Source organism: Plantactinospora sp. DSM 117369 (assembly GCF_053764795.1).
The window spans coordinates 7,139,108-7,165,061 of the sequence record NZ_CM132446.1 but is presented as its reverse complement, the minus strand read 5'-3'; the positions used below and the strand labels follow the sequence as shown (position 1 = coordinate 7,165,061).

Here is a 25,954-nt window from a genome sequence, read left to right as displayed (position 1 = left end):
GTACGCCCCGGCGGGCCGCCCGGTCGGGCTCGAAGCGACAGGGAGGAACGGGATGATCGCGAGTGTCCGGGGCGTGGTCGCCGGGCTGTCCCCGGACGGCGCGGTGATCGAGGTCGGCGGGGTGGGGCTGGCGGTGCAGTGCGCGCCGGGCACCCTGGCCGGGCTGCGGGTCGGCTCGCCCGCCCGGCTCGCCACCAGCCTGGTGGTCCGGGAGGACTCGCTGACCCTCTACGGCTTCGCCGACGACGACGAGAAGCAGCTCTTCGAGCTGCTCCAGACCGCCAGCGGGGTCGGCCCCCGGTTGGCCCAGGCGGTTCTCGCCGTGCATGCCCCCGACGTGGTGCGCAAGGCGATCGCGAACGCCGACACCGGCACCCTGACCCGGGTACCCGGGATCGGCAAGAAGGGGGCCGAGCGGCTGGTGCTGGAGTTGCGTGACCGGATCGGCCCGGTCCCGGTCGGCCCGGACGGCGCGGCGGGAGTCACCGGCGGAGCCTGGCCGGAGCAGGTGCGGCAGGCGCTGGTCGGGCTCGGCTGGACGGCGGCCCAGGCCGACCAGGCGGTGGCGGCGGTGGCGGAGACGATCGACGGTGCGGCCCCGCCGGTGCCGGTCCTGTTGAAGCAGGCCATCCGGCTGCTGGGCAGGACCCGGTGACCGACGCGGAGGGGCTGGTCTCGGCGTACGCCAGCGACGCCGAGCGGGACGCCGAGGTCACGGTACGCCCGAAACGGCTCGCCGACTTCATCGCCCAGCACCGGGTACGCGACCAGCTCGACCTGCTGCTGCGCGGCGCGATGGGCCGGGGCAGCCCGCCGGACCATATTCTGCTGTCCGGCCCGCCTGGCTTGGGTAAGACCACCCTGGCGAACATCGTCGCCGCCGAGCTGGGTGCGGGGATCCGGGTGACCAGCGGTCCGGCGATCGAGCGCTCCGGTGACCTCGCCGCGATCCTGACCAGCCTGTCCGAGGGCGACGTGCTCTTCATCGACGAGATCCACCGGATCGCCAAGCCGGCCGAGGAGCTGCTCTACAGCGCGATGGAGGACTTCCGGGTCGACGTGGTGGTGGGCAAGGGGCCGGGCGCGACCGCGATCCCGCTGGACGTCGAGCCGTTCACCCTGGTCGGCGCGACCACCCGGTCCGGGCTGTTGACCGGCCCGATGCGGGACCGGTTCGGCTTCGTCGCGCACCTCGACTTCTACTCCGCGGACGAGCTGGACGTGCTGCTCCAGCGGTCGGCGCGGATCCTGGGGGTGCCGATCACCGAGGGCGGTTCGGCGGAGATCGCCGGCCGGTCCCGGGGTACGCCCCGGATCGCCAACCGGCTGCTCCGGCGGGTACGCGACTTCGCCGAGGTCCGGGCGGACGGGACGGTGACCCGGGAGACCGCGCGGGCGGCGCTGCGGGTCTACGACGTGGACGAACTGGGGTTGGACCGGCTGGACCGGGCGGTGCTGATCGCGCTGGTCGACTCGTTCCGGGGCGGCCCGGTGGGGTTGTCGACGCTGGCGGTGGCGGTGGGTGAGCAGCCGGACACCGTCGAGGAGGTCTGCGAGCCCTTCCTGGTCCGGGCCGGTCTGTTGGCCCGTACGCCCCGGGGACGGGTGGCCACCGAGGCCGCTTGGCGACACTTGGGGCGCAATCCGCCAAATGGTACATTTGGTGCGAGCGGGCCCGCGGTGCCCGACCTCTTCTCCGCAGGGTCCCAGGAGGTGTGATTCGTTCGTGATCTGTGCCGCATTCGGTGTTCTCAGGTGCAGGGACTAGACTCGCCGCGTTTGTACAGGACGTGAGTTCCTGCCTCCGCTCCGGCATGCTCATGCCGCGACGAGGCCGATGGGAAGGTCGTAACAGTGCCTTTGGCAGCAGCGAGCGGCGGCGGAGCCGGGAGTTTCATGCCGCTCCTCATGATTGTCCTGCTCTTCGTCGTCATGTACTTCATGATGATCCGGCCGCAGCAGAAGCGGCGCCGCGAGGCCGAGCAGATGCAGTCCTCGATCGGCCCCGGCGACGAGGTGGTCACCATCGGCGGGCTCTACGGCACCGTCACCAGCGTGGACGACGAGACCGTGATGCTCGAGGTGGCGCCCGGCGTGCAGACGCGGTACGCGCGGCCGGCGATCGCCCGGGTCGTCCAGAAGGTGGAGCGGGTCGAGTTGGTGCCGGAAGAGGTCGACGCGAAGGAATGAACCTTTTCCAACCTCACCTTGCGGTCCGGCGGACCGCAGGGTCGGCTGCGGTGCGTGGGTGCCGCGCGGTTCAGGTTGAAAAGGTTCAACGACCGACCCCGCCCGACGGGGCAGGGTTGGCATCGAAGATAATAGATCGACGGGCCGGTGGGACCCCCACCGGTGCGGTACGCATGTCGCCGGACTCCGCCGGCCTCCGACCCGCCGCCCACCACTAGCGGCCGAACCGCGCAGGGAGACAGGAAAGCCGTGGCACCACCTCAGGGACAGATGCGACCCGGGCGGCAGCTGGCCGTGCTCGGGTTGATCTTCACCGTCCTCTACCTTCTGGTGTTCTTCGCCGCCGGGGCCAAGGGCAGCTGGACGGACCGGCTTGAGCCGAAGCTCGGCCTGGATCTCGTCGGCGGCACCCGGATGACCCTGACCACCGAGGCCGGCGAGGCGCCCCCCGCCAGCTCCCTGGAGAGGGCCCGGCAGATCATCCAGAACCGGGTGGACGGCCGCGGTGTCGCCGAGGCCGAGGTGGTCACCGAGGGCAACCGCAACATCGTGATCTCGGTGCCGGGTCAGAACGCCGACCTCAACGACGTCGGCACCCCGGCCGAGCTGCGGTTCCGCAAGGTGCTCAAGACCGTCGACGGCGGCGGTCCGGTCAACGCCGCACCGTCGCCCGGCGCGTCGGCCAGCCCGGCCCCGTCCGGCAGCCCAGCCCCCTCCGGCAGCGCCAGCCCGTCCGGCAGCCCGTCTCCGGCGGTGACCTCGTCGCCAGGCGCCGGCGGTGGACAGGGCGGCGGCGCTCCGGCCCCCACGCCCACGCCGAGCGGCAGCGCCTCGCCGGCACCGAGCGCCTCGGCCAGCGCCGCCCCGGCGGCTCCGGGCGACCAGACCCCGGAGCAGCAGCGCGCGGCGGTGGAGCGGAAGGTCGGTGCCGAGGCATGGGCCGCCGCCACCGCGCTCCAGGCGCCGGCGGACTTCAGCGCGGACCCGGCGCTTGCCGAGAAGCTCAAGCCGTTCGCCGACCTGACCCCGCAGGAGATCCGGGTCCTGCCGGCCGGCGTCCAGTTCAACGTACCGACCATCACCTGCGAGAAGCTCGACCAGCGGCCGCCCGGCTCGATCAAGGAGTCGAGCCAGCAGGTGGTCGCCTGCGAGAGTGGCCAGCAGAAGAACCTGCTGGACGTCGCCAAGGTGGAGGGGACCGACGTCGAGGACGCCGACGGGGTGCTCGACCAGACCACCAGCCAGTACGTGGTCAGCCTCGACTTCACCGGCGACGGCCAGAGCAAGTGGACCAACCTGACCCGCGAGGCGTACAACAACACCGACAGCCAGTGCGACCAGGCGGCCCTGGGCGACGAGGGCCGGTGCCGGGTGGCGGTGGTGCTGGACAACCAGATCATCTCCTCCCCGGAGATCCAGGGCGTGCTGACCGGTGACTCTCAGATCACCGGCAGCTTCACCAACGCCAGCGCCAACGAGCTGGCCAGCCAGCTCCGCTACGGTGCCCTGCCGCTGACCTTCGAGCCGCAGGAAGCGCAGAACATCACCGCCACGCTCGGCACCGAGCACCTGCGAGCCGGCCTGCTGGCCGCCGGCATCGGCATGCTCCTGGTGATCATCTACGCCTTCTTCTACTACCGGCTGCTCGGCTCGGTGATCTTCCTCAGCCTGATCCTCTCCGCCATCCTGGTCTTCGGCGCGCTGGTGGTGCTCGGCCGCCAGATCGGCTTCACCCTGACGCTGGCCGGGATCGCCGGGTTCATCGTCTCGCTGGGCGTCGCCGCCGACTCCTTCGTCATCTACTTCGAACGTCTGAAAGACGAGATCCGGGAGGGGCGCAGCCCGCGCAGCGCGGTACCCCGCGCCTGGGCCCGGGCCCGCCGTACGATCATCTCGGCGAACGCCATCTCGATCATGGCCGCCGTGGTGCTCTACCTCGTCTCGGCCGGCACGGTGCGCGGCTTCGCCTTCGCGCTGGGCCTGGCCACCATCCTCGACCTGGTGGTCGTCTTCCTGTTCCGGCATCCGATCATGACGATGTTCGCGCGTACCCCGGCATTCCTGTCGCCGCGGGTCAGCGGGCTGGGTCGGGCGCTGCATACCGGGGACGACGACGAGGCGCCGACGACCGGCAAGACCCGCGTGAAGGAGGCCTGAGATGAGCAGGAGTGGGCTCGCCAGCCGCTTGTACCGCGGTGAGGCCGGTCTCGCGATCGTCCCCCGCCGCAAGCTGTGGTTCAGCATCTGCGGTGGCCTGGTCTTGCTGACCGTGCTGAGCTTCGTGATCCAGGGCTTCACCCTCGGCATCGAGTTCAGGGGCGGCAACGAGTTCCAGGTGCCGACCTCGGTCGGCACCATGCAGCGGGCCGAGGAGGCGGTGCACAACGCGCTCGCCGACGAGTCGACTCCGGAGGGGCCGGCCGAGGTGGTCTCCAGCCAGCAGGTCGGCAACGGAGCCAACGCCACCTACCTGTTCCGGACCTCGCCGCTCGACCAGCAGCAGGCCACTGACGTACGGACGGCGGTCGCGCAGGAGCTGGGCGTCCCGGTCAGCGACAACCGGGTCAGCGCGGCCTGGGGCGCCCAGATCACCCAGCGGGCGCTGATCGGTCTGGTGATCTTCCTCGTGCTGGTCACCGGCTACCTGGTGCTCCGGTTCGAGCTGCGGATGGCGATCGCGGCGGTCTCCGGCCTCGCCCTCGACCTGCTGCTCACCGCCGGCATCTACTCGGCGGTCGGCTTCGAGGTGACCCCGTCGACCGTCGTCGGCTTCCTCACCATCCTCGGTTTCGCGCTCTACGACACCGTGGTGGTCTTCGACAAGATCCAGGAGAACACCCGGGGCATCACCGGTGGCAGCAGCCAGACGTACGCCGAGGCGGCCAACCTGGCCCTGAACCAGACGCTGATGCGGTCGATCAACACCTCGGTGGTCGCCCTGCTGCCGGTCGGTGGTCTGCTCTTCATCGGTGCCGGGCTGCTCGGCGCCGGCACGCTGAAGGACCTCGGCCTGGTGCTCTTCGTCGGTATGGGCGCCGCGTTCTTCTCGTCGATCTTCTTCTCGACGCCGCTGCTGGTGTCGCTGAAGGAGCGGGAGCCGCGGATCCGGCAGCACACCCAGCGGGTACTGGCCCGCCGGGCCGGCGGTGGCCGGGACGCTTCCGCCACGCGCCGCCCCGCCCGGCAACCCGGCCAGGCCCGGCCGGCCGCCGAGACGCCGGCCGAGCCGACGGCTGAGGATGCTCCGGTGCCGGCGGCCGAGGCGACCGCGCTGGCCGGGGCCGCGCCGAAGGTCGGCTCCCGGCCGTCGGGCAAGCGGTCCGGTGGCGCCCGGGGCGGTCGCTCCGGTGGCAACCGGCCCGGTGGCAAGCGGCGCTGAGCCGGACAAGCGGCAACTGAGCCGGACGAACGGACCGAAAGGCGCCCGACGCGCCGCCCAGGCGGCGGGTCGGGCGCCTTTGCCCGGAGAGGACGCAGTGTGACGGAGACCCCGACCGAGGTACGCGGCGACAGCGGCCCGGTCACCGCGCAGTTGGTGGCCAGCCGGGTACTGGACGTGCCCGACTTCCCGAAACCCGGCATCGTGTTCAAGGACCTGATGCCGTTGTTCGCCGACGGCACCGCGTTCCGGGCGGTGATCGACGACATCGTCGACCACCACGGGCGGGACTCGTTCGACGTGGTGGTCGGGATCGAGGCGCGCGGCTTCGTGGTGGCCGCCGCGATCGCGTACGCCACCGGGGTCGGGGTGGTGCCGGTGCGCAAGGCCGGCAAGCTGCCTCGGGCCGCGTACGCCGCCTCGTACGCCCTGGAGTACGGCGAGGCCACCCTGGAGGTGCACCAGGACGCGTTCACGGCCGGACACCGGGTCCTGGTGGTCGACGACGTACTCGCCACCGGCGGGACGGCACAGGCCACCCTGGAACTGGTCGAGCGGGCCGGCGGCACGGTGGCCGGGTTCAGCGTGCTGATGGAGCTGGGCTTCCTGAACGGTCGCGAGCGGCTCGCGCCCCGGTCGGTTCATGCCCTGTTGACCGTTTAGCCCCCCGGTGACCGCTCGACCGCGCCGTACGTCCGGAGGACGGTCACCAGGTCGTCCGGGCGGGTACGATTGCCCTTCGTGGCTGGTCCGGGCGACATGCCCGTGACTGGCGTAGGACCGGCTCGACCGGCTACGGTCGGGTCATTCCCGGCGAAGTGTTGAGGAGGCCGGTGTCTTCCGATGTCGCCCCTCCGGCGGAGGGCATGGTGCATCCCACCAACGAGGCTGATACTTCTGCCGACGTCACGACCAGCGCTGGCGGCGTCCAGTCCCCGGCCGGCGGACCCACTCGTCCTGGTGCGCTCTCCGGGCCCGTGGAGCCGACGGCCGCCGCCGAGCAGGCCCAGACCGGCCTTGGGCGGGCCGGCGGGGCGACGCGACCGCTCGGTGCGGCCCAGCCGGCCGCCGGCAGCCAGGCCGGTCCCGCTGCTCCGGCTGCCGGACCGCTCGGCGGTCCCGCCCCCGTACCGGCCGGCGTCGGTGCCATCGGGGCCGGCACGACCGCCGAGTTCGCCGGAATGGCGGGCGGGGCTCCGCAGCCGCCCGCGACGAGCTTCGCCCTGGCCAACGCGCCGACCGGGCGCCGGGTCCGGGCCCGGCTGGCCCGGTTCAACGCTCCCTGGCAGACCCCGCAGGTGAGCGAGGTGCTGGAGCCGCTGATCGCGACACACCGCGCGTCGCACCCCAAGGCGGACGCGCGGCTGCTGCAACGCGCCTTCGACATGGCCGCCCGGTGGCACTCCGGGCAGTACCGCAAATCCGGTGACCCCTACATCACCCACCCGCTGGCGGTCGCCACCATCCTGGCCAACCTCGGGATGGACACCACCACCCTGGTCGCCGCGCTGCTGCACGACACCATCGAGGACACCGACTACGGGCTCGACCAGATGCGCGCCGACTTCGGCGCCGAGGTCGCCCTGCTGGTCGACGGCGTCACCAAGCTGGACAAGGTCAAGCTGGGCGACGCGGCCAAGGCGGAGACGATCCGCAAGATGGTCGTGGCGATGGCCAAGGACCCCCGGGTGCTGGTCATCAAGCTGGCCGACCGGCTGCACAACATGCGTACCCTGACCTTCCTGCCCCCGGCCAAGCGGGAGCAGAAGGCGAAGGAGACGCTGGAGATCCTGGCGCCGCTGGCGCACCGGCTCGGTATGAACACCATCAAGTGGGAGCTGGAGGACCTGGCCTTCGCCAACCTCTTCCCCAAGCGCTACGAGGAGATCAACCGGCTGATCGGGGAGCACCAGCCGCAGCGTGAGGCGCTGCTGCGGCAGGTGACCCAGAAGGTGCAGGTCGACCTCCGTTCCGCCAAGATCAAGGCGGAGACCACCGGCCGGCCCAAGCACCTCTACTCGATCTACCAGAAGATGATCGTCCGGGGTCGGGACTTCAACGACATCTACGACCTGGTCGGCGTGCGCATCCTGGTCGACACGGTGCGGGACTGCTACGCGGCACTCGGTGTGATCCACGCGAACTGGCAGCCCGTGCCGGGGCGGTTCAAGGACTACATCGCGATGCCGAAGTTCAACATGTACCAGTCGTTGCACACCACGGTCATCGGGCCTTCCGGCAAGCCGGTCGAGATGCAGATCCGCACCTACGCGATGCACCGTACGGCCGAGTTCGGCATCGCCGCGCACTGGAAGTACAAGGAGAAGAAGGGCGAGACGATCGTCGGCCCGCCGGCCCACATCGACGAGATGACGTGGCTGCGGCAGTTGCTGGACTGGCAGCGCGAGGCGGCCGATCCGAGCGAGTTCCTCGACGCGCTCCGCTTCGACCTCTCCAGCCAGGAGGTCTACGTCTTCACGCCCAAGGGCGACGTGATCCCGCTGCCGACCGCCTCGACTCCGGTGGACTTCGCGTACGCGGTGCACACCGAGGTCGGGCACAAGTGCATCGGCGCGCGGGTGAACGGCAAGCTGGTGCCGCTGGAGTCGACGCTCTCCAACGGCGACGTGATCGAGATCTTCACCTCGAAGTCCGACACCGCCGGCCCGACCCAGGACTGGCTGGGCTTCGTCAAGAGCCCACGGGCCCGGACGAAGATCCGGCAGTACTTCAACAAGGAGCGCCGCGAGGAGGCGATCGAGGCCGGTAAGGACGCGATCGTCAAGGCGATGCGCAAGCAGGGCATGCCGTTGCAGCGGATGCTGACCACGGACAACCTGATGACCATCGCCCGGGACCTGCACCTCGCCGACGTTGCCTCGCTCTACGCGGCGGTCGGCGACAGCCAGGTCTCCGCGCAGTCCGTGGTGCAGAAGTTGATGGCCGGCTACGGCGGCGAGGAGGGGGCCGCGGAGGACCTTGCCGAGACCGCGGTCGCCACGCGCCCGCAGCGCCGGGGCAACAGCAACGACCCGGGCGTGGTGGTCCGGGGGGTCAGCGACGTCTGGATCAAGCTCGCCCGCTGCTGCACGCCGGTTCCGCCGGACTCCGTGTTCGGCTTCGTGACCCGCTCCGGCGGGGTGAGCGTGCACCGCGACGACTGCGCGAACGCCGAGGACCTCAGGGCGCAGACCGAACGCGTCGTCGAGGTGAGCTGGCGGCTCACCTCGGCCTCGACGTTCCTGGTCGCGATCCAGGTCGAGGCGCTCGACCGGCACAAGCTGCTTGCGGACGTGACCCGGGTGCTCTCCGACGAGCGGGTCAACATCCTCTCCGCCACCGTGACCACCACCCGGGACCGGGTGGCGGTCAGCCGGTTCAGCTTCGAGATGGCCGACCCCAAGCACCTGGGGCACCTGCTCGCCGCCGTACGCAAGGTGGACGGCGTCTTCGACGCCTACCGGGTCACCTCAGGCGCCTGAGCCGTCCGGGAGGCCGGGAGAACGGGCCGCCGGCACGGGGGCCCACGTCACGAACGACAAGAACGGCGCCGCGCCACCCCTCGACGGGGCGGCGCGGCGCCGTTGTGCCTACGGGTCCGGTCTCAGCCGACCGGGGCGCTCATGGTCAGCGACTTGATCAGGACTTCCTTCTTCGGGTGGCCGCCACCGGCCTGCTGCGCGAAGGCGCCGTCGTCACCGGCCGCGCCGACCTGGGCGACCAGGTCCAGACCGCCGGTGACGGTGCCGAGCACCGTGTACGAGGCGGGCAGCTGCGAGTCGCCGTACACGATGAAGAACTGGCTGCCGGTGCTGCCCGGCTGCCCCGAGTTCGCCATCGCGATCACTCCGGCCGGGTACGGCGGCCGCTTGTCTGTCGGCAGGTTCTCCTCGGCGAACCGGTAGGTCGGCCCGCCGGTGCCGTCGGTCTCCTTCCACTTGTCGCCGGTGACGCTCGGGTCGCCGCACTGGAGCACCTGGAGGCCCTGGGTGACCAGCCGGTGGCACTTGGTGTTGTCGAAGAACTTCTTCTCGGCGAGGTGGGTGAAGCTGGCGGCGGTGCAGGGCACGTCGGCGAGGTTGATCTTGGCGGTGATCGGACCGAGGTTGGTGTCGATCGTCATCGTCTGGCTGCCGGTGTTCTTCACCGAGGTCGGCGGCAGCCCGACGTCCTTGGTCGCCGCGTTGCGCTGCTCGGCCGGGATGTCGGTCCAGGCGCAGGTGGCGGCGCCCGCCTCGGTCGAGGCGTCCTTGTCGTCGCCGAGACTCATCACCAGCCACACCGAGCCGGCGACCACCAGCAGCAACGCCACCCCCGCGCCGATGCTGGCCTGCACTTGCCGGCGCTTGCGGGCGGCGGCGGCGCGCTCGGCCATCTCCCGTTCCAGCTTGGCCCGCGCCGCGGCGCGCTGCCGCTCTCTGGTGGACGTCACGGTGGCTCCTCCTGGACTATGTGCAGCGCGGCCGGGTCCGCGGCTGGGCTGGTCTCTGCGGTTCTCAGGACTGTCCGGCGACCGTCGGGCTGGCCGACGGCGCGGTCGGCGTCGGGGTCGCCGCCGACGGTACCGCCGTCGGGTCGCCCGACGCCGGCTCACCGACGGTGAGGCTCTGGATCACCACGTCGGTCTTCGGCTTGATTTTGACGCCGGAACCATTGTCCACGGTTTCCATGGCGCCGATCTTCTTGATCACGTCGAGCCCGCCGGTCACCCGGCCGACGATCGGGTAGTTGGGCTGGGTCGGGCTGAAGTCCTTGAAGAAGATCAGGAACTGGCTGCCGTTGGCGCCGGGCGGGTTGCCGATCATCGCGACGGTGCCGACCGGGTAGAGCGGCGCGGCGGGGGTGGTCGCGGTCGGGCTGGGGGACGGGCTCGCCGACGGGCTGGCGCTGGCCGACGGGTCGGCGGACGGGCTCGGCGCCGGGGCGTCCGGGGTGTTCTCGCTGAAGAACGTGTACGTCGGGCCGCCCTGGCCGGTACCGCTCGGGTCGCCGCAGCGCAGCGCTCCCTCGCTGGTCAGTTCGTGGCACTTGGTGTTGTCGAAGAACGACTTCCCGGCCAGGTGGCTGAAGCTGGCCGCCGCACACGGCGCATTCGCCAGGTCCAGCTCGACGGTGACCGGGGCGCCCTGGTCCGTGGTGATCGTCATCGGCCGGGTGCCGGTGGTGGGCAGGTCCCGGGTGGGCGGGGTGCCGACGTCCTTCAGGTTCGTGTTCGCCTGGGCGTCCTGGCTGGTCCAGGCGCACGTCTCGGGGGCGGCGGCGTCGTCGGCCGGGTCACGGTCGAAACCGCCGAGCGCCCAGAACGAGCCCAGCACGATCAGCAGCAGTGCGACGGCGGAGCCGATACCGGCCCGGATCTGTCGCTTGCGCCGGGCGGCGGCCGCCCGGCGGGCCATCTGCCGGTCGAGCTTGGCCCGCGCGAGTTTGCGCTGCCGGTCTCTGCTGGAAGCCACCCGCGCTCCCCTTTCCATGTGCCCTGGTCGTCGTCTTACCTCAGGTCGCCGTGCCGGCGGTCGTCCTGGCCACGGCACGATCCGCCGCCCCGGCGTCAAGTGCGCCACGCCACACGCCCGCCAGAGTGTACGGGTAACCGCTGGGAAAGTGTTGTACGAGGTCACCCCGAAACCATCGGAGATTATCACTGTGTCTCCTGGCGCCTCCCGGGGCAGGTGTATATGAGCGGTCGGTCGTGCGGGCCGCCCGATATGGTGAGGTCGAAACTGACATTGAGACCTGAGGGCCAAACGCTACTGAGACCGTCGGATGGGAGGAGCCCACGTGCTCGTCGCCGGCTTCCCCGCGGACGCCTTCGGCACCAACTGCTATGTGGTGGCCACCGCGCCCGGGGAACAGTGTGTCGTCGTCGACCCCGGCATCGGGGTGCTGGACCGGCTCGACGATCTGCTGGCCGAGCATCGGCTGCGGCCGGCCGCCGTGCTGCTGACCCACGGTCATCTCGACCACACCTTCTCGGTCGCGCCGGTCTGCGGCGCCCGGGGCATTCCGGCGTACGTGCATCCGGGCGACCGCGAGCTGCTCGCCGACCCGGCCAAGGCGCTCTCGATGGACCTCGCCCAGCTCTTCGGCGGCCGGCTGCCGTACGCCGAGCCGGAGGAGGTGGCCGAGCTGACCGACGGGGCGACCCTGGCCCTGGCCGGGTTGGAGATCACCGTCGACCACGCGCCGGGCCATACCGGCGGGTCGGTGCTGTTCCGGCTGCCGGGCGCGGGCCCGGCCGTCCGGTCCGACCTGCCCCTTCCACCCGGGGTGGACTGGGCGGCGGAGCAGATCTGCCTGGCGGGCGACGTGCTCTTCGCCGGGTCGATCGGCCGCACCGACCTGCCGGGCGGCAGCCTGCCGACCATGGTGCGGAGCCTGCGGGAGAAGATCCTCCCGCTTGCCGACGACACCGTCGTGCTGCCCGGCCACGGCCCCGCGACCAGCATCGGCCGCGAGCGGGCGAGCAACCCGTACCTGATCGAGGTCGCCGGCCTCGACGGGCCGCGGGTCGCGCCCACCCGGGGCTGGTAATCCCCGCTCGCGCGTTGGCGCGAGATCCGACAGGAGCATTATGAGCAAGCCAACACCGATCTCCGGCTTCCCGGAGTGGGCCCCGCCGCAGCGGATGATCGAGCAGTACGTGCTGGAGCGGATCCGCCGCACCTTCGAGCTGTACGGCTTCGCGCCGCTGGAGACCCGCGCCGTCGAGCCGCTGGAGCAGCTCCTGCGCAAGGGTGAGACCTCCAAGGAGGTCTACCTGATCAGCCGCCTCCAGGAGGAGGGGCCGGCGGGCGCCGGCGAGGGCACCCTGGGGCTGCACTTCGACCTGACGGTGCCGTTCGCCCGGTACGTGCTGGAGAACGCCGGCCGGCTCCAGTTCCCGTTCCGGCGCTACCAGATCCAGAAGGTCTGGCGGGGGGAGCGCCCGCAGGAGGGGCGCTACCGCGAGTTCCTCCAGGCCGACATCGACATCGTGGACCGGGACGTCCTGCCGCCGCACCACGAGGCCGAGATCCCGCTGGTGATCGGCGACGCGCTCGGCGGCCTGCCGATCGGTGGCACCGACGGGCGGCTGCCGATCACGATCCAGGTGAACAACCGCAAGATCCTGGAGGGCTTCTACCGGGGGGTCGGGCTGACCGACCCGCTGGCGGCACTGCGCGCGCTGGACCGGCTGGACCGGATCGGGCCGGACCGGGTGGCGGCGCTGCTGGCCGAGGCCGCCGGGGCGACCGAGGCACAGGCCAAGGCGTGCCTGGCGCTGGCCGAGATCGCCACGGCGGATCCGTCCTTCGCCGACGCGGTGCGCGGGCTCGGGGTGACCGACCCGATGCTGGACGAGGGGCTGGCCGAGCTGGTCGCGGTGATGGAGAACGCGGTCGCGCACGCCCCCGGGCTCTGCGTGGCCGACCTGCGCATCGCCCGGGGCCTGGACTACTACACCGGTACGGTCTACGAGACCCAGTTGCGCGGGTACGAGCGGTTCGGCTCGGTCAGCTCCGGCGGCCGGTACGACAACCTCGCCAGCGACGCCAACGCCCGGTTCCCGGGAGTGGGCATCTCGATCGGGGTCACCCGGCTGCTCGGGCTGCTCTTCGGTGCGGAGGCGTTGACGATCTCCCGCAGCGTGCCGACCTGCGTGCTGGTGGCGCTGGCGGCCGAGGAGCGCCGGCCGGAGAGCAACCGGATCGCCGACGCGCTGCGCCGCCGGGGCATCCCGACCGAGGTGTCGCCGTCGGCGGCGAAGTTCGGCAAGCAGATCCGGTACGCGCAGCGGCGCGGCATCCCGTACGTCTGGTTCCCGGGCGCGGACGGCGTCGGCGACGAGGTGAAGGACATCCGCTCCGGCGACCAGGTGGCGGCGGCGCCGGACGTCTGGCAGCCGCCGGCGGCGGACCTCTGGCCGACGGTGGGCTGATCTTGCCTGACCGGGGGTGCCGGCCGTAACCTACGCGAACGTAACTTACGCCAGCGTAGGGAGAGCCCGTGACCGTCACCCCCACCGCACCGCTGGGCCAGACCGCCCTGCTGATCGAGTTGGAGCCGGTCGTCGCGGACAATCTCGACCGGCACCTCCGGGTTGCCAAGGAGTGGTTCCCGCACGAGTACGTGCCGTGGGGTGAGGGGCGGACCTTCGACGGGATCCTCGACGGCGAGGCGTGGGCGCCCGAGGACAGCACGGTGCCCGAGGTGGCCCGGACCGCGCTGGTGGTCAACCTGCTGACCGAGGACAACCTGCCGTCGTACCACCACCAGATCGCGACGCTCTTCGGTCGGGACGGCGCCTGGGGGACCTGGGTGCACCGGTGGACCGCCGAGGAGGGGCGGCACGGCACGGCGATCCGGGACTACCTCACCGTGACCCGGGCGGTCGACCCGGTGGCGCTGGAGCGGGCCCGGATGACCCACATGTCCGCCGGCTACGACAACCCGCACGACGACGAGGTGCTGCACTCGCTGGCGTACGTCTCGTTCCAGGAACTCGCCACCCGGATCTCGCATCGCAACACCGGCCGGGTCACCGGCGACCCGCGCTGCGAACAACTGCTCGCCCGGATCGCCGCGGACGAGAACCTGCACATGGTCTTCTACCGCAACCTGCTCGGCGCCGCCTTCGAGCTGGCCCCGAGCCAGGCGATGCGGGCGGTCGCCGACGTGGTGGCCGACTTCCAGATGCCCGGCAACGGCATCGAGGGCTTCGCCCGCAAGTCGGTGGCGATGGCCCTGGCCGGGATCTACGACCTGCGCCAGCACCGCGACGACGTGCTGCTGCCGGTACTGCGGCAGTGGGACGTCTGGAACGTCACCGGCCTGGACTCCGACGGCGAGGCCGCCCGCGAGCAGATGGCGGCGCAACTCGACGAGCTGGACCGGGCGGCGGCCCGGTTCGAGGAGAAGCGGGACGCCCGGCTGGCCCGCCGGGCCGGGGCCTGACAGACCCACACCGGGGAGGGGGCGGCCCGGTCCCGGGAGCGCCCGCTCCGGGACCGGGCCGGGTCAGCGCCGGTCGACCGCGGGGGACCCGTCCCCCGCGCTGGACCTGCCCGGTCGCGGTCATTCCGTGCGGAGCCCGGTCGGCCGGAGCAACCGCCACAGCACCGGCAGGCTCGCCCCGGTCACCAGCAGGACGACGCCGGCCGCGATCCCGGACATGGTGCCGATGCTGGGCCAGTCGAGGCGTACCGTCTGGCCGACCAGGGACAGCAGGATGCCGCCGAGCGCCGTACCCAGCACGATCGCCAGGGCCAGGCCGAGCAGCACCGGTACGGCGGTCTGCCAGAGCACCGAGGCGCTCAGCGTGCCGCGCCGGGTGCCGAACGCCACCAGTACGGCGAGCGACCGGCGCCGTTCCCGCAACTGCTCCAGGATGCCGACCAGCAGGCTGGCGCCGAGCAGCAGCAGGGTGGCGACCACCCCGACGTAGAGCCCGCGGCGGATCTGGGTGAACCGGGTGACCTCCTCGGTGGCGCGCAGCGTCTGCACGTCGGCCCCCGGACCGATTTCGGCCGCCACGTTGCGGACCAGTTCGATGTGGTCGGGGTGGGTCAGGTCCATGCTGAGGTAGACCTTGCCCCTGAGCCCGCGCAGCGCGGCCGAATCGAGCGCGCCGGGGGTGGCGAGCAGACCGGTGAACTGGTTGCCGGCCGGGTCGGTGCGGGCGGGTACGGTCCGCAGATCGGTCGGGACGGTCCACCGGGTGGTGGTCTCCGGGTCCCGGAAACCGATCTCCACCTGCTGCCCGGGTGCCGGCTGGTTCACCTGTTCCGGTGACTGCTCGTCGACGACATGGAACACGTCGCCGTCCACGCAGCGGTCCGGGTTGGCGAGTTCGCGCAGCTCCGCGCAGTCCGCGATCCGCAGCAGGCCGCCGGGCCGCTCGCCGTACTCGTCGGGTGTGGAGCCGACCGGCGAGATGGTGGTGTCGAGGACGGCGACCGCCCGTTCGACCCCTGGGACGGTCCGGAACCGTTCGGCCAGCGAGCCGGCGTCCGGCCCCAGGTCGTCCCCGACCAGGACCATCGCCTGGGCCCGGCTGACGTCCTGGCCGGTGTCCCGGACGTAGTTGTGCTGGACCCCGGCGAAGAGCATCTGCAGGGCGATCCCGCCGGCCACCGCGACCGCGACCCCGCTCACCATCCGGGCCGAGGACTCGCTGTCGAGTTGCAGCCGGCGGATGGCGAGCTGCCACGAGACGCTGCCGCCGCGCATCCGGCGGACCACGGCCTCGACCAGCCAGGGCAGCAGCGCGGCGACCCCGACCAGCAGCAGCACCACTCCGATGATCACCTGAGCCTGGTTGACCGGGCCGCCGGTCTGGTCGATCCCGCCGCGCAGCGGGGCGAGCAGCGCGGCGCCGACGACCGGCACGAGCACCCGCCACCAGAGCCGGCGCCGGCGGTTGGCGGACCGGCGTACCACGCCGAGCGGCTCGACGACGATCCGGCGCAGCGCGAGCTGGGCGACCGCGACGGCGACCGCCGGCACCGCCAGCACGATCAGTACGGCGAGCGCCGGGCTGGGCCGGACGTCCTCGGCGAAGACGCTGATCCCCTCCAGCGTGACCCGTTCGACGAGTTGCCGGCCGAGCAGGAAGAAGACCGCACCGCCGAGCAGTCCGAAGAGCGCGCCGACCAGCGCCTCGCCGGCCGCGACCCGGCGGGTCGTCACCGCGTCCGCGCCGACCAGTCGGAGTGCGGCGAGTCGCCGGTCCCGGGCCTCGCCGCCGAAGCGTACGGCGGCGGCGATGAAGACCGCGATCGGCAGCAGCAGCACCACGAAGATGATCATTACGAGCAGCATCAGCACGGGGTCCAGCCCCTCGCCGCTCGGCTCGGCACCGAAGTGGTCGATCCGCATCGTGCCGCCGCCCGGCCGGAGCCGGTCCGTGCCGAGGTAGTAGGCGTACTCGTTGGGGCCGGAGAGGCCCTGGTCGGCGATGGTGCCGACGACGGGATGGTCGAGCCGGGGCCGGAGCAGGGCCCCGTCCGGCGAGTCGAGCAGCCGGGCCAGTGCGGGGGAGACCACCAGCTCACCGGGGCCGGGCAGCCGGGTCAGCCCCGGGGGTACCGGCGGATGCGCCCCATCCGGTTGGAGCAGCCGGCCCCGGATCACCTCGTCCCGGTAGACGGTGTCAGCGGCCGTGACCAGCAGGGTCCGGTTGCCGGGCGGCGGCTGGTCGACACCGAAGAACTGGTCGTCGCGGGCGGCGGTCCGCTCCGAGCGGCCGTCCAGCATGGTGGAGATGGAGGTGCTGGTCAGCAGCAGCGCCACCCCGAGGCCCACCCCGAGGGCGGTCATCAGGGTCCGGAGCAGCCCGTTGCGGCCACCGGCGAAGACCAGCCGGGCCCCGAGGGCCAGGTCGGCCGCCCAGCCGGTGGCGCGGGGCCGGCTCACCGGTCCGCCAGCACGGTCTCGCGGGTACGGCCGTCCCGCACCACGATCTCCCGATCGGCGTACGCGGCGACCCGCGGCTCGTGCGTGACCAGTACGACGGCGGCCCCGGCGTCCCGGGCCGCCCCGGTGAGCAGCCGCATCACCTGCTCGCCGTTGAGCGAGTCCAACGCGCCGGTCGGCTCGTCGGCGAAGACCGCCCGGGGCGCGGTGACCAGGGCCCGGGCCACCGCGACCCGCTGCCCCTGCCCGCCGGAGACCTCGCCGGGGCGCTGCCCGGCCACGTCGGTGACCTCCAGGCGGGCCAGCCACTCGGCCGCCCGGCGCTCGGCCTCGCGGCGGCGTACCCCGGCCAGCCGCAGTGGCAGCGCGACGTTCTCCAGGCAGGTCAGTTCGGGTACCAGTTGGCCGAACTGGAACACGAAGCCGAACTCGCTGCGGCGCAGCGCGCTGCGCTCGGCGTCCGACATCGCGGAGAGTTCCCGGTCGCGGTAGCGCACCGCACCGGCGTCCGGCCGGACGATCCCGGCCAGGCAGTGCAGCAGGGTCGACTTGCCCGAGCCGGAGGGACCCATCACGGCCACCACCTCGCCGGCCCGGATCGCCAGGCTCGCCCCGTCCAATGCCGGAGTCGTCCCGTACGCCTTGTGCAGCGCGACCGCCGCCAGCAGCGGCTGGTCCCCGGTGCTCAGGTGTTCCCCGGTGCTCATGCCGGCACCCCGCGTCCGGTCGGCTCGCCGGACCGCACCGATGCCTCGGCCCGCGCCGCCGATGCCTCGGTCTGTGGTGCTGCTGCGTCGGTCCGGACCGCCGGTGTGGCGGCGGAGAGCGTGGCGGCGAGCTGGTCGAGGCGGGCGGCGGTCAGCTCCAGCCACCGCAGGTCGGCCTCCAGGTGGAAGAGCGCGAAGTCGCAGATGAGCTGGTCGGCGAGGTCGCCGTCGGCCTTGCGCCGGGTCAGGGTACGCATCAGCCGCAGGTGCTCGGCGCGCTGCACGTCCAGGATGTCGGCGGCGTCGCGGCCGGTGAGCAGCCCGAGCACCACCTTGGCGTAGAGGGTGTTCTGCAGGTAGGCGTCGGGCTTCTCCGGTTGGGCCAGCCAGCGCCGTACGTCGGTGACCCCGGCCTCGGTGATGGCGTAGCGCTTGCGCTCCGGGCCGGCGCCGGGCTCCACCCCGTCGACCTCGACCAGACCGCTTTTCAGCAGCCGGGCCAGCGTCGAGTAGACCTGCCCGTAGTGCAGCGGGCGGCCCTGGCCGAACCGTTCGTCGTAGACCCGTTTCAGCTCGTAACCGTGCCGGGGGCTGGCCTCGAGGAGGCCCAGGAAAGTCTGTCCGATCGACATGTCCGGGGACTCTACACCACGCGTATACACCCAATGTATAGCCGGGGTGCGTACCGGCTCCGTGACTCCGATGATCGATCTGCGTTGTGAGAGTTCGTTAACACGACAGACATCGATGCACTCAGATTCATGAAATCCTTCATTCCTACGGTTCGTGGCACTACGCAGCAGCCCGGTGAAAGGGGAGGCGGATGCCACGAGGCGTACGGAACCGGCTGGTCATGCTGGCCGCGGCGGCGATGGTGCTGGCCGCGGCCGGATGTGCCGAAGATCCGACGACGGCGTCGGGAGCTGGCAGTGGAAGCACCATCAAGGTCGGCATCCTGCACTCGTTGAGCGGCACCATGGCGATCAGCGAGGTGACCGTACGGGATGCCGAACTGCTCGCCATCGAAGAGATCAACGCGGCCGGTGGGGTACTCGGCAAGAAGCTCGAACCCGTCGTCGAGGACGGCGCCTCGGACTGGCCCACCTTCGCCGAGAAGGCGCAGAAGCTCATCTCCGCCGACCGGGTCGCCACCGTCTTCGGCGGGTGGACCTCGGCCAGCCGCAAGGCGATGCTGCCGGTCTTCGAGCGCAACAAGGCGCTGCTCTGGTATCCGGTCCAGTACGAGGGGCTGGAGAGTTCGCCGTACATCTTCTACACCGGAGCGACCACCAACCAGCAGATCGTGCCCGGCCTGGACTACCTGAAGGAGCAGGGCAAGAAGACCATCTTCCTGGTCGGCAGCGACTACGTCTTCCCGCGTACCGCAAACAAGATCATCAAGGCGTACGCGGCGGCGAACGGGATGACCGTGCTCGGCGAGGAGTACACCCCGCTGGGGCACACCGAGTACAGCACGGTGGTGAACAAGCTCCAGCAGGCCAGGCCGGACGCGGTCTTCAACACCCTCAACGGGGACAGCAACGTCGCCTTCTTCAAGCAGTTGCGCAGCAGCGGCATCACCGCCGAGGCGATGCCGACCGTCTCGGTCAGCGTCGCCGAGGAGGAGGTCGTCGGCATCGGCCCGGAGAACGTGGCCGGGCACCTGGTCGCCTGGAACTACTACCAGACCACCGCCGGGGCCCGGAACGACACCTTCGTGCAGGCGTTCAAGGCCAAGTACGGCGCCGCCAAGGTCACCTCCGACCCGATGGAGGCCGGCTACAACGCCGTCTACCTCTGGGCGGAGGCGGTGCGCAAGGCCGGCAGTGTGGACGTCGAGGCGGTGAAAAAGGCGTCGGCCGGGATCGCGCTGGAGACCCCGGAGGGGACCGTCACCATCGACGGCGAGAACCAGCACGTCTTCAAGACCGCCCGGATCGGGCTGGTGCAGCCGGACGGCCAGATCAAGGAGGTCTGGAACTCCGGCCAGCCGATCAAGCCGGACCCCTACCTGAAGGGGTACCCGTGGGCCGCCGGGCTCTCCTGACCGGCGGGCACCGAGCGCGACCGAGCACCGGGCACCGGCCCGGCTGACGACCGACTGACGGCTGCGAGCCGGGACGGAGGCGCGGCGCCATGGCGACACTCAACCAACTGGTGATCGGGGCGAGCATCGGAGCGGTGCTGCTCCTGATCGCCCTCGGTCTGACCTTCACGTTCGGCCAGATGGGCGTGATCAACATGGCCCACGGCGAGTTCATCATGGCCGGCGCGTACACCGCGTACCTGCTGCAACCGCTGGTCGGTACCCAGTCGGTGCTGGTCGCCCTGCCGGTGGCGTTCGCCGTCGCCGGCGTGCTGGGGCTGATCCTCGAACGGCTGGCGATCCGGCACTTCTACGGCAGGCCGCTGGACACCCTGCTACTCACCTGGGGGATCAGCCTCATCCTGCAACAGGTCGCCCGGGACATCTTCGGCGCGCCGAACGTGCAGGTACGCGCCCCGGGCTGGCTCACCGGCGGACTCGACCTCGGTGGCGTACGGCTGCCGTACAACCGGGTCTTCATCATGATGCTCGCGGTCGGCTGCGTGCTGGCGATCTGGCTCTACCTGACCCGGCTGCGGCAGGGCCGGCGGATGCGCGCGGTGATGCAGAACCGGCAGCTCGCCGCGGTCAGCGGGGTGGCCACCGAACGGGTCGACCAGCTCACCTTCTTCATCGGCTCCGGCCTGGCCGGGGTGGCCGGGGTGGCGCTCACCCTGATCGGCCCGGTCGGGCCCACCCTGGGCACCAACTACATCGTGGACGCGTTCCTGGTGGTCGTCGCCGGCGGCCTCGGGCAACTCCGGGGCGCGGTCATCGCCGCCTTCGCCCTCGGCATCCTGAACAGCTTCGTCGAATTCTGGGTCGACAACGGGGCCAGCTTCGCCAAGGTGGTGGTGTTCGCCGTGATCATCGCATTCCTCCAGCTCCGCCCGCAGGGGATGTTCGTCGTCCGTACCCGGGCACTGTCGTGACCGGGGCGGTGGCGACCGTGCCGGACGGGTCGGCCGGCCCGGTCCGGCGGCGGCTGGCCGGTCCGGCACTCTTCGTCGCGGTCGGCCTGCTGCTGGTACTGGTCGCTCCGGCGGTACTCTCGCCGTTCCGGCTGGACCTGCTCGGCAAGTACCTCTGCTACGCCATCGTCGCGGTCGGGATCGGCCTGGCCTGGGGCCGGGGCGGCATGCTCACCCTCGGCCAGGGCGTCTTCTTCGGCCTCGGCGGCTACGCCATGGGCATGCACCTGAAACTGCGCGAGGCCGGCCCCGGCGGGCTGCCGGACTTCATGGTCTGGAGCGGGGTGGAGAGCCTGCCGGCGCTGTGGCGGCCGTTCGCCAACCCGGTCTTCGCGCTCGCCATGGTGGTGGTGTTGCCGGTCACCGTCGCGGTCCTGCTCGGCCTGCTGGTCTTCCGGCAGCGGGTCCGGGGCGCCTACTTCGCCGTGCTCTCCCAGGCGCTGGCCGCCGCGTTCGTGATCCTGCTGGTCGGCCAGCAGGGGCTGACCGGCGGCACGAACGGGCTGACCAACTTCCAGATGTTCTACGGCCTCGACCTCTACCAGCCGGGCGACAAGCGGATCCTCTACCTGGTTGTGGTGGCTGTGCTCGGGGCGATGTTCCTGCTCGCCTGGCAGCTCTCGCGCAGCCGCTTCGGGCAACTGCTGGTCGCGGTCCGGGACGGCGAGGACCGGGTGCGTTTCCTCGGCTACGAGCCGGCCGTGGTGAAGACCATCGCGTTCGCCGTCTCCGCCGGGATGGCCGGGATCGCCGGTGCGCTCTTCGTGCCGATGGTCGGCCTGCTCAGCCCGGCCAACCTGGGCATCGTCGCCTCGCTCGAACTGCTGATCGGGGTGGCGATCGGCGGCCGGTTCTCGCTGGCCGGCGCGGTCGGCGGCGCCCTGCTGGTCAACTACGCCAAGACCATCTTCAGCGAGGAGTCGGCGGACAACTGGGTCTACCTCCAGGGCGCGATGTTCGTGGTGGTGATGCTCTGGGCGCCGCGCGGGCTCGCCGGGCTCACCGCCGACATCCGGGCCGCCGTCCGGCACCGGCGCCGCCGCCCGCCCCGCGCCGTGGCGGCCCCGGTCGCCTCGGGTACGGCGGCGGCGAACGGATCCGGCCCCGTCGACCCGGCCGCGCTGGTCGAGCGCCCGGCGGCCGGGGTACCGGCGGTGGCCGCCAACCGGGGGGAGGAGCCGGCATGACCGAGCTGTTGCAGGTGCGCGGGCTGAACGTGGTCTTCTCCGGTTTCCGGGCCATCACCGACCTCGATCTCACCGTCAGCACCGGCGAGCTGCGCTTCCTGATCGGACCGAACGGAGCCGGCAAGACCACCCTGATCGACGTGATCACCGGGCTGACCAGACCCGCCTCCGGCTCCGTACGCTTCGCCGGTGCCGAACTGCTGGGGCGGCGGGAGCACCAGATCGTCCGGCTCGGCATCGGCCGTACCTTCCAGACGTCGGTGGTCTTCGAGCAGTTGACCGTACTGGAGAACCTGGATCTGGCGGCGACGTTCCGGCGCCCGCTCGGCACCCTGCTGCGGCGCCGCCGGGGGATCGCCGACCAGGTGGCGGAGGCGCTGGAGACCACCGGGCTGGCCGGGTTGGCGGACCGGCCGGCGGGAGAGCTCTCGCACGGGCAGCGGCAGTGGCTGGAGATCGGCATGCTGCTCGCCCAGCGGCCCAGCCTGCTGCTGCTGGACGAGCCGGTGGCCGGGATGAGCCGGGACGAGCGGGCCCGCACCGGCGAGCTGCTCCGGCAGGTGGCGAGGGAGCACACGGTGATCGTGGTGGAACACGACATGGACTTCCTGCGCCGGTTCGCCAGCACCGTCACGGTGCTGCACGAGGGCAGGCTGCTCTGCGAGGGGACGGTGGCCGAGGTGCAGGCCGACCCCCGGGTGCAGGAGGTGTATCTCGGCCGGACCCGCAAGGAGAGTGCCGACCTGGTCAAGGAGGCGTCGTAAATGCTGACCGTGCAGGGCCTGGACGTGGCGTACGGGCGGGCGCAGGTGCTCTTCGGGGTGGACCTGGAAGCGCCGGCCGGCTCCCTGGTCTGCGTGATGGGGCGCAACGGCGTGGGCAAGACGACCCTGCTCAAGGCGATCATGGGCGTACTGCCGGTCCGGGGCGGCCGGGTGCACTTCGCCGGGGAGGACATCACCGGGCTGAAGACCCACGAACGGGTACGTCGGGGACTCGGTTACGTGCCGCCCGGCCACGAGACCTTTCCGCAGCTCACCGTCGCGGAAAACCTCCAGGTGGCGGCGGAGGCGGCCGGTCAGGTCAGCCAGGGTGCGGTGGACGAGGCCCTCGACCTGTTTCCGGCGCTGCCCGGGTTGCGCAAGCGCCGGGCCGGCTTTCTCTCCGGCGGGCAACAGCAGCAGCTCGCCATCGCCCGTGCGCTGGTCAGCCGGCCGAAGATGCTGTTGCTGGACGAGCCGACCGAGGGCATCCAGCCGTCGATCATCCTGGAGATCGAGGAGGCGGTACAGCGGCTGCACAGTGAACTCGGGCTCGCCATCCTGCTCGTCGAGCAGTATCTGGACCTGGCACTGCGGCTCGCCGACCGGTTCGTGATCCTGGACGCCGGCGAGGTGGTCCGGTCCGGCGACCGGGGCGACCTGCGCGACCCGTCGGTGCGCTCACTGCTCTCGGTCTAGGGGATCTGGCCCGGCTCCGGGAATCGGGTCACCCCGGTCCCGGATCCGGGTGGGTCTCCCGTCGGCGTGGCTGCGCAATGCCATCCGTGTCGGGCATGCCATCCGTGTCGGGCATGCCGCCCGTGTCGGGCATGCCGCTCCTTTCGCGGGGGCCGGCCGGCATGCCCGCCCGACTAAGATGCGGTAAGTGATCGTCGATGCGCTGACGTCGTCCGATCATTTCTCCGTCGTTCATTCCGGTCGATTCGCCCTTCGATTCCACTCGACCTGATCCGGCGCCGGCCGAGCCTCCACGAGGGATCCCCACAATCGTGTTCCTGCTTTCTCTGTCCATCCTTTGGCTGTCCGTCGCCGCGGCGGAGGGGCGGCATTCCGGGACGGCGAGCCGCCGATGACCGACGGGACGGGCCGGCGTACGCCGGAGCGGTCCGCCCGCCTTACCGCCGGCGAACCGGCCTGGACCGGCCTGCCGCTCTGGATCTGGGGGCCGCCCGGCCGGCGACCGCGACCGCTGCCGGCGCGACCCGGGCCGTACCAGCCGGTGCCGGCCTGGGTCACCGCGCTGGTCGGCTTCACCGACGACCGGACCGGACGCCCCCGGGCACTGGTCACCAGCTATGCCGGGGCCCGGGTAGTGCTCGACCTGCCCGACGGTGAACTGGTCGGCGCGGTGGACGAGCGGGCCCACGCGCGGGCGTCCGCGACCGTCCGGATCGACGGCGAGCAGTTGGTCGTCTCCGGCGCCGGCGCCGGCTACCTCCAGGTGAGCGACCTCGACAGCGGCCGGTCCCGCTGGCGGCAGTGGTGCGGCGACGTGCGGTCCCTGGCCACCGTCACGCTGGCCGGCCGCCCCGTCGCGGTGCTGACCGGCGGATCGCCGCACCTGGAGATCTGGTCGCTCGGCGCCGACCGGGGTGCCCGGCTGCGCACGCTGCGGACCGGGAGCGAGCGGATCAGCGTGCTGGCCGCGACCGAGGCGGGCCAGGCCGCCGTGTTGGCGGTCGGTACCAGTGCCGGTCGGGTGTCGCTGTGGCGACTGGAGTTGACGCCGGCCGACGGCGACGGCGTCCGGGTCGAGTCGCTCGGCGAGTACGGCTTCGAGGTTTCCGGGCTGGTGACCGTGCTGGGGTTCGCGGACTGGCACGGCCGGCCGATCCTGCTCGGCGCCGCCGGGCGGGTGGCCCGGGCCTGGGACCTGCGCGACCGGCGACCTCTCGGGCCGGCATTCGCCGGGCACACCGGCCAGGTCAACTCCGTGCTGGCCGGCCGGCTCGGCGAGCGTACGGTGCTGTGGAGCGGCGACGACGCGACCGTACGGGCCTGGCTGCCGGAGACCGGCCGGCAACTGGGCGAGGCGTTCCGCTACCCGTACGAGGCGGCGCCGACCCGGACGATCGCGGTCGAGATCGGCGGGCGGTCGATGCTGGTCACCGGGGACGGTGCGGGCCTGGTCTGGGTCTGGGACCCGGAGCGCCCGTACCCGTTCCGGCGCGACCCGCCGCCCGGCGACCAGGACGGCGCGGCGCCGGAGCCGCCGGGCGTTTCCGGGCGTCGCCTCGCGGTCGGCGGGCTGGCGGGGCGGCCGGTGCTGCTCGCGGCGTTGTCCGGGTCTCGGGTCCGGGGATTCGACCCCGTGACCGGGGCCGAGGTCGAGTTGCCGCTCGACGGGGTCCCGGACGGGGCAGTGCTGGTGCCGGGCGAGCACCCGGTGCTGGCCGAGATCGGGCCGGACGGCGTCGCGCTCTGGGACCCGGGCACCGGGGACCCGATCGGCGCGGTGCCGTTCGGCCGGAACCAGGCGGGTCGCCCGGGACCGGAATCGCGGGACGCGGCGGGTGCGGCCGGCGGTTCCCCATCCGGGCCGCTCGGCACGGGGCTGCTGGACGGCCGCCGGGTGCTGCTGGTGGCGGACGGCGCCGCGCTGTTCCGGGTCGACATCCCGACCGGCCGGCGGGACGGAGCGGTGACCGGGCACTCCGGCCGGATCCGGGGGGTGGCGATCGGCGAGCTGGCCGGGGTACCGGTCGGGTTGACCGCCGCCGAGGACGACACCGTACGACTCTGGGACCTCGACGCCTGGGGGTCGCCCGGGTGGACGGTGCTGGACGGTCACGGGGGTGCCGCGTACGCCGTGGCGACCGGGACGGTCCACGGGCGCGGCCTGGTGTTCGGGGCCGGCCGCAACGGGCAGGTCCGCTGCGTCGACGTCACCGACCTGGTCCGGTCGAAGCGGTCGGGCCGGCCCGGCGGCGGGCAGCCCGGGGCCGGCGGCGAGCCCGACGGTCCGGTCGCGCCGATGGCGGACGATCTGCCGCCCGAACCCGTCGTCGTGCTGACCGCCACCCGGCCGGTACGCGCGCTTGCCGTCGTCCAGGCCGACCGGACCAGTTGGTTGGTGGCGGCCGACGGCAGCGTGCTGCGGTGGCAGCCCGTCGGCGAGCCGGGGACACCGGGCCGGACGATCGAGGTGGGTGCCCCGGTGACCGATCTCGTGGCGCTGCCCGGGCTGCTGGTGGTGGCGACCGGGGACGGACTTGTCGGTTACCGCCCGCCGCCCGACCGGGTCGGATAGGTCGGCCG

At 72.0% G+C, this 25,954-nt stretch carries 20 protein-coding genes and 1 pseudogene; 16 read left to right on the top strand and 5 right to left on the bottom strand.

The window, feature by feature from the left end; all coding sequences use genetic code 11:
• Positions 1-52: 52 nt before the first annotated feature.
• From ruvA to ACSMXO_RS30160, 7 genes are all read left to right on the top strand, one after another.
• Positions 53-655 carry a Holliday junction branch migration protein RuvA gene (gene ruvA, locus ACSMXO_RS30190; protein WP_346259740.1) on the top strand — a complete coding sequence of 201 codons (603 nt, stop codon included), beginning with the start codon at positions 53-55 and terminating at the stop codon, positions 653-655.
• Positions 652-1,719, top strand: a complete 1,068-nt coding sequence (ruvB, locus tag ACSMXO_RS30185) for a Holliday junction branch migration DNA helicase RuvB (protein WP_455414785.1) — start codon at positions 652-654, stop codon at positions 1,717-1,719. The genes ruvA and ruvB overlap by 4 nt, the downstream gene beginning before the upstream one ends.
• 177 nt (positions 1,720-1,896) lie before the next feature.
• Complete coding sequence (yajC, locus tag ACSMXO_RS30180; RefSeq protein ID WP_455414784.1) at positions 1,897-2,190, top strand: preprotein translocase subunit YajC; 294 nt, start codon at positions 1,897-1,899, stop codon at positions 2,188-2,190.
• 249 nt (positions 2,191-2,439) lie between these two features.
• The gene (secD, locus tag ACSMXO_RS30175; protein ID WP_455414783.1) at positions 2,440-4,347 is read left to right on the top strand and encodes a protein translocase subunit SecD; all 1,908 of its coding nucleotides are present in this window, start codon (positions 2,440-2,442) and stop codon (positions 4,345-4,347) included.
• A 1-nt stretch (position 4,348) separates the two neighbouring features.
• Positions 4,349-5,569, top strand: coding sequence for a protein translocase subunit SecF (gene secF, locus ACSMXO_RS30170; RefSeq protein WP_455414782.1), 1,221 nt, complete (start codon positions 4,349-4,351; stop codon positions 5,567-5,569).
• Positions 5,570-5,668: 99 nt separating this feature from the next.
• Positions 5,669-6,232 (top strand): adenine phosphoribosyltransferase, encoded by a 564-nt coding sequence (locus ACSMXO_RS30165; RefSeq protein ID WP_455414781.1) that lies wholly within the window; start codon positions 5,669-5,671, stop codon positions 6,230-6,232.
• Between the two features lie 203 nt (positions 6,233-6,435).
• Positions 6,436-9,051, top strand: coding sequence for a RelA/SpoT family protein (locus ACSMXO_RS30160; protein WP_455419339.1), 2,616 nt, complete (start codon positions 6,436-6,438; stop codon positions 9,049-9,051).
• Between the two features lie 122 nt (positions 9,052-9,173).
• Here the strand turns inward: ACSMXO_RS30160 and ACSMXO_RS30155 are convergent, their stop codons facing one another.
• Positions 9,174-10,001 (bottom strand): peptidylprolyl isomerase, encoded by an 828-nt coding sequence (locus tag ACSMXO_RS30155; RefSeq protein ID WP_346259735.1) that lies wholly within the window; start codon positions 9,999-10,001, stop codon positions 9,174-9,176.
• Between the two features lie 64 nt (positions 10,002-10,065).
• Complete coding sequence (locus tag ACSMXO_RS30150; protein ID WP_346259734.1) at positions 10,066-11,022, bottom strand: peptidylprolyl isomerase; 957 nt, start codon at positions 11,020-11,022, stop codon at positions 10,066-10,068.
• 325 nt (positions 11,023-11,347) lie between these two features.
• On the opposite strand from ACSMXO_RS30150, the gene ACSMXO_RS30145 reads away from it, so the two are divergent.
• From ACSMXO_RS30145 to ACSMXO_RS30135, 3 genes are all read left to right on the top strand, one after another.
• Positions 11,348-12,100, top strand: coding sequence for an MBL fold metallo-hydrolase (locus tag ACSMXO_RS30145; protein ID WP_455414780.1), 753 nt, complete (start codon positions 11,348-11,350; stop codon positions 12,098-12,100).
• A 40-nt stretch (positions 12,101-12,140) separates the two neighbouring features.
• A complete protein-coding gene (hisS, locus tag ACSMXO_RS30140; protein WP_455414779.1) occupies positions 12,141-13,487 on the top strand; it encodes a histidine--tRNA ligase in 1,347 nt (448 codons plus the stop codon).
• Between the two features lie 68 nt (positions 13,488-13,555).
• Positions 13,556-14,503, top strand: a complete 948-nt coding sequence (locus ACSMXO_RS30135; RefSeq protein WP_346259731.1) for an acyl-ACP desaturase — start codon at positions 13,556-13,558, stop codon at positions 14,501-14,503.
• 120 nt (positions 14,504-14,623) lie between these two features.
• Here ACSMXO_RS30135 and ACSMXO_RS30130 read toward each other — a convergent pair whose 3' ends face one another.
• From ACSMXO_RS30130 to ACSMXO_RS30120, 3 genes and pseudogenes are all read right to left on the bottom strand, one after another.
• Positions 14,624-16,963, bottom strand: coding sequence for an FtsX-like permease family protein (locus ACSMXO_RS30130; RefSeq protein WP_455414778.1), 2,340 nt, complete (start codon positions 16,961-16,963; stop codon positions 14,624-14,626).
• Positions 16,960-17,670 (bottom strand): ABC transporter ATP-binding protein, encoded by a 711-nt coding sequence (locus ACSMXO_RS30125; protein ID WP_455414777.1) that lies wholly within the window; start codon positions 17,668-17,670, stop codon positions 16,960-16,962. The genes ACSMXO_RS30130 and ACSMXO_RS30125 overlap by 4 nt, the downstream gene beginning before the upstream one ends.
• Positions 17,671-17,792: 122 nt before the next feature.
• Positions 17,793-18,302 (bottom strand): annotated as a pseudogene (locus tag ACSMXO_RS30120) (PadR family transcriptional regulator); the annotation flags it as partial.
• 191 nt (positions 18,303-18,493) lie between these two features.
• Between ACSMXO_RS30120 and urtA the strand changes: the two are divergent.
• The 6 genes from urtA (at position 18,494) to ACSMXO_RS30090 (ending at position 25,946) form a co-directional block, all read left to right on the top strand.
• Positions 18,494-19,717 (top strand): urea ABC transporter substrate-binding protein, encoded by a 1,224-nt coding sequence (urtA, locus tag ACSMXO_RS30115; RefSeq protein WP_346259727.1) that lies wholly within the window; start codon positions 18,494-18,496, stop codon positions 19,715-19,717.
• 89 nt (positions 19,718-19,806) lie between these two features.
• Positions 19,807-20,688, top strand: coding sequence for an urea ABC transporter permease subunit UrtB (gene urtB, locus ACSMXO_RS30110; protein WP_455414776.1), 882 nt, complete (start codon positions 19,807-19,809; stop codon positions 20,686-20,688).
• Complete coding sequence (gene urtC / locus ACSMXO_RS30105; RefSeq protein ID WP_455414775.1) at positions 20,685-21,914, top strand: urea ABC transporter permease subunit UrtC; 1,230 nt, start codon at positions 20,685-20,687, stop codon at positions 21,912-21,914. The genes urtB and urtC overlap by 4 nt, the downstream gene beginning before the upstream one ends.
• Positions 21,911-22,678, top strand: a complete 768-nt coding sequence (gene urtD / locus ACSMXO_RS30100) for an urea ABC transporter ATP-binding protein UrtD (RefSeq protein ID WP_455414774.1) — start codon at positions 21,911-21,913, stop codon at positions 22,676-22,678. Before urtC ends, urtD begins: the two co-directional genes overlap by 4 nt.
• Positions 22,679-23,374, top strand: a complete 696-nt coding sequence (gene urtE / locus ACSMXO_RS30095; protein ID WP_455414773.1) for an urea ABC transporter ATP-binding subunit UrtE — start codon at positions 22,679-22,681, stop codon at positions 23,372-23,374.
• 391 nt (positions 23,375-23,765) lie between these two features.
• Positions 23,766-25,946: a WD40 repeat domain-containing protein gene (locus tag ACSMXO_RS30090; protein ID WP_455414772.1), complete on the top strand. Its 2,181-nt coding sequence runs from the start codon at positions 23,766-23,768 to the stop codon at positions 25,944-25,946.
• The last annotated feature ends 8 nt before the right edge of the window (positions 25,947-25,954 follow it).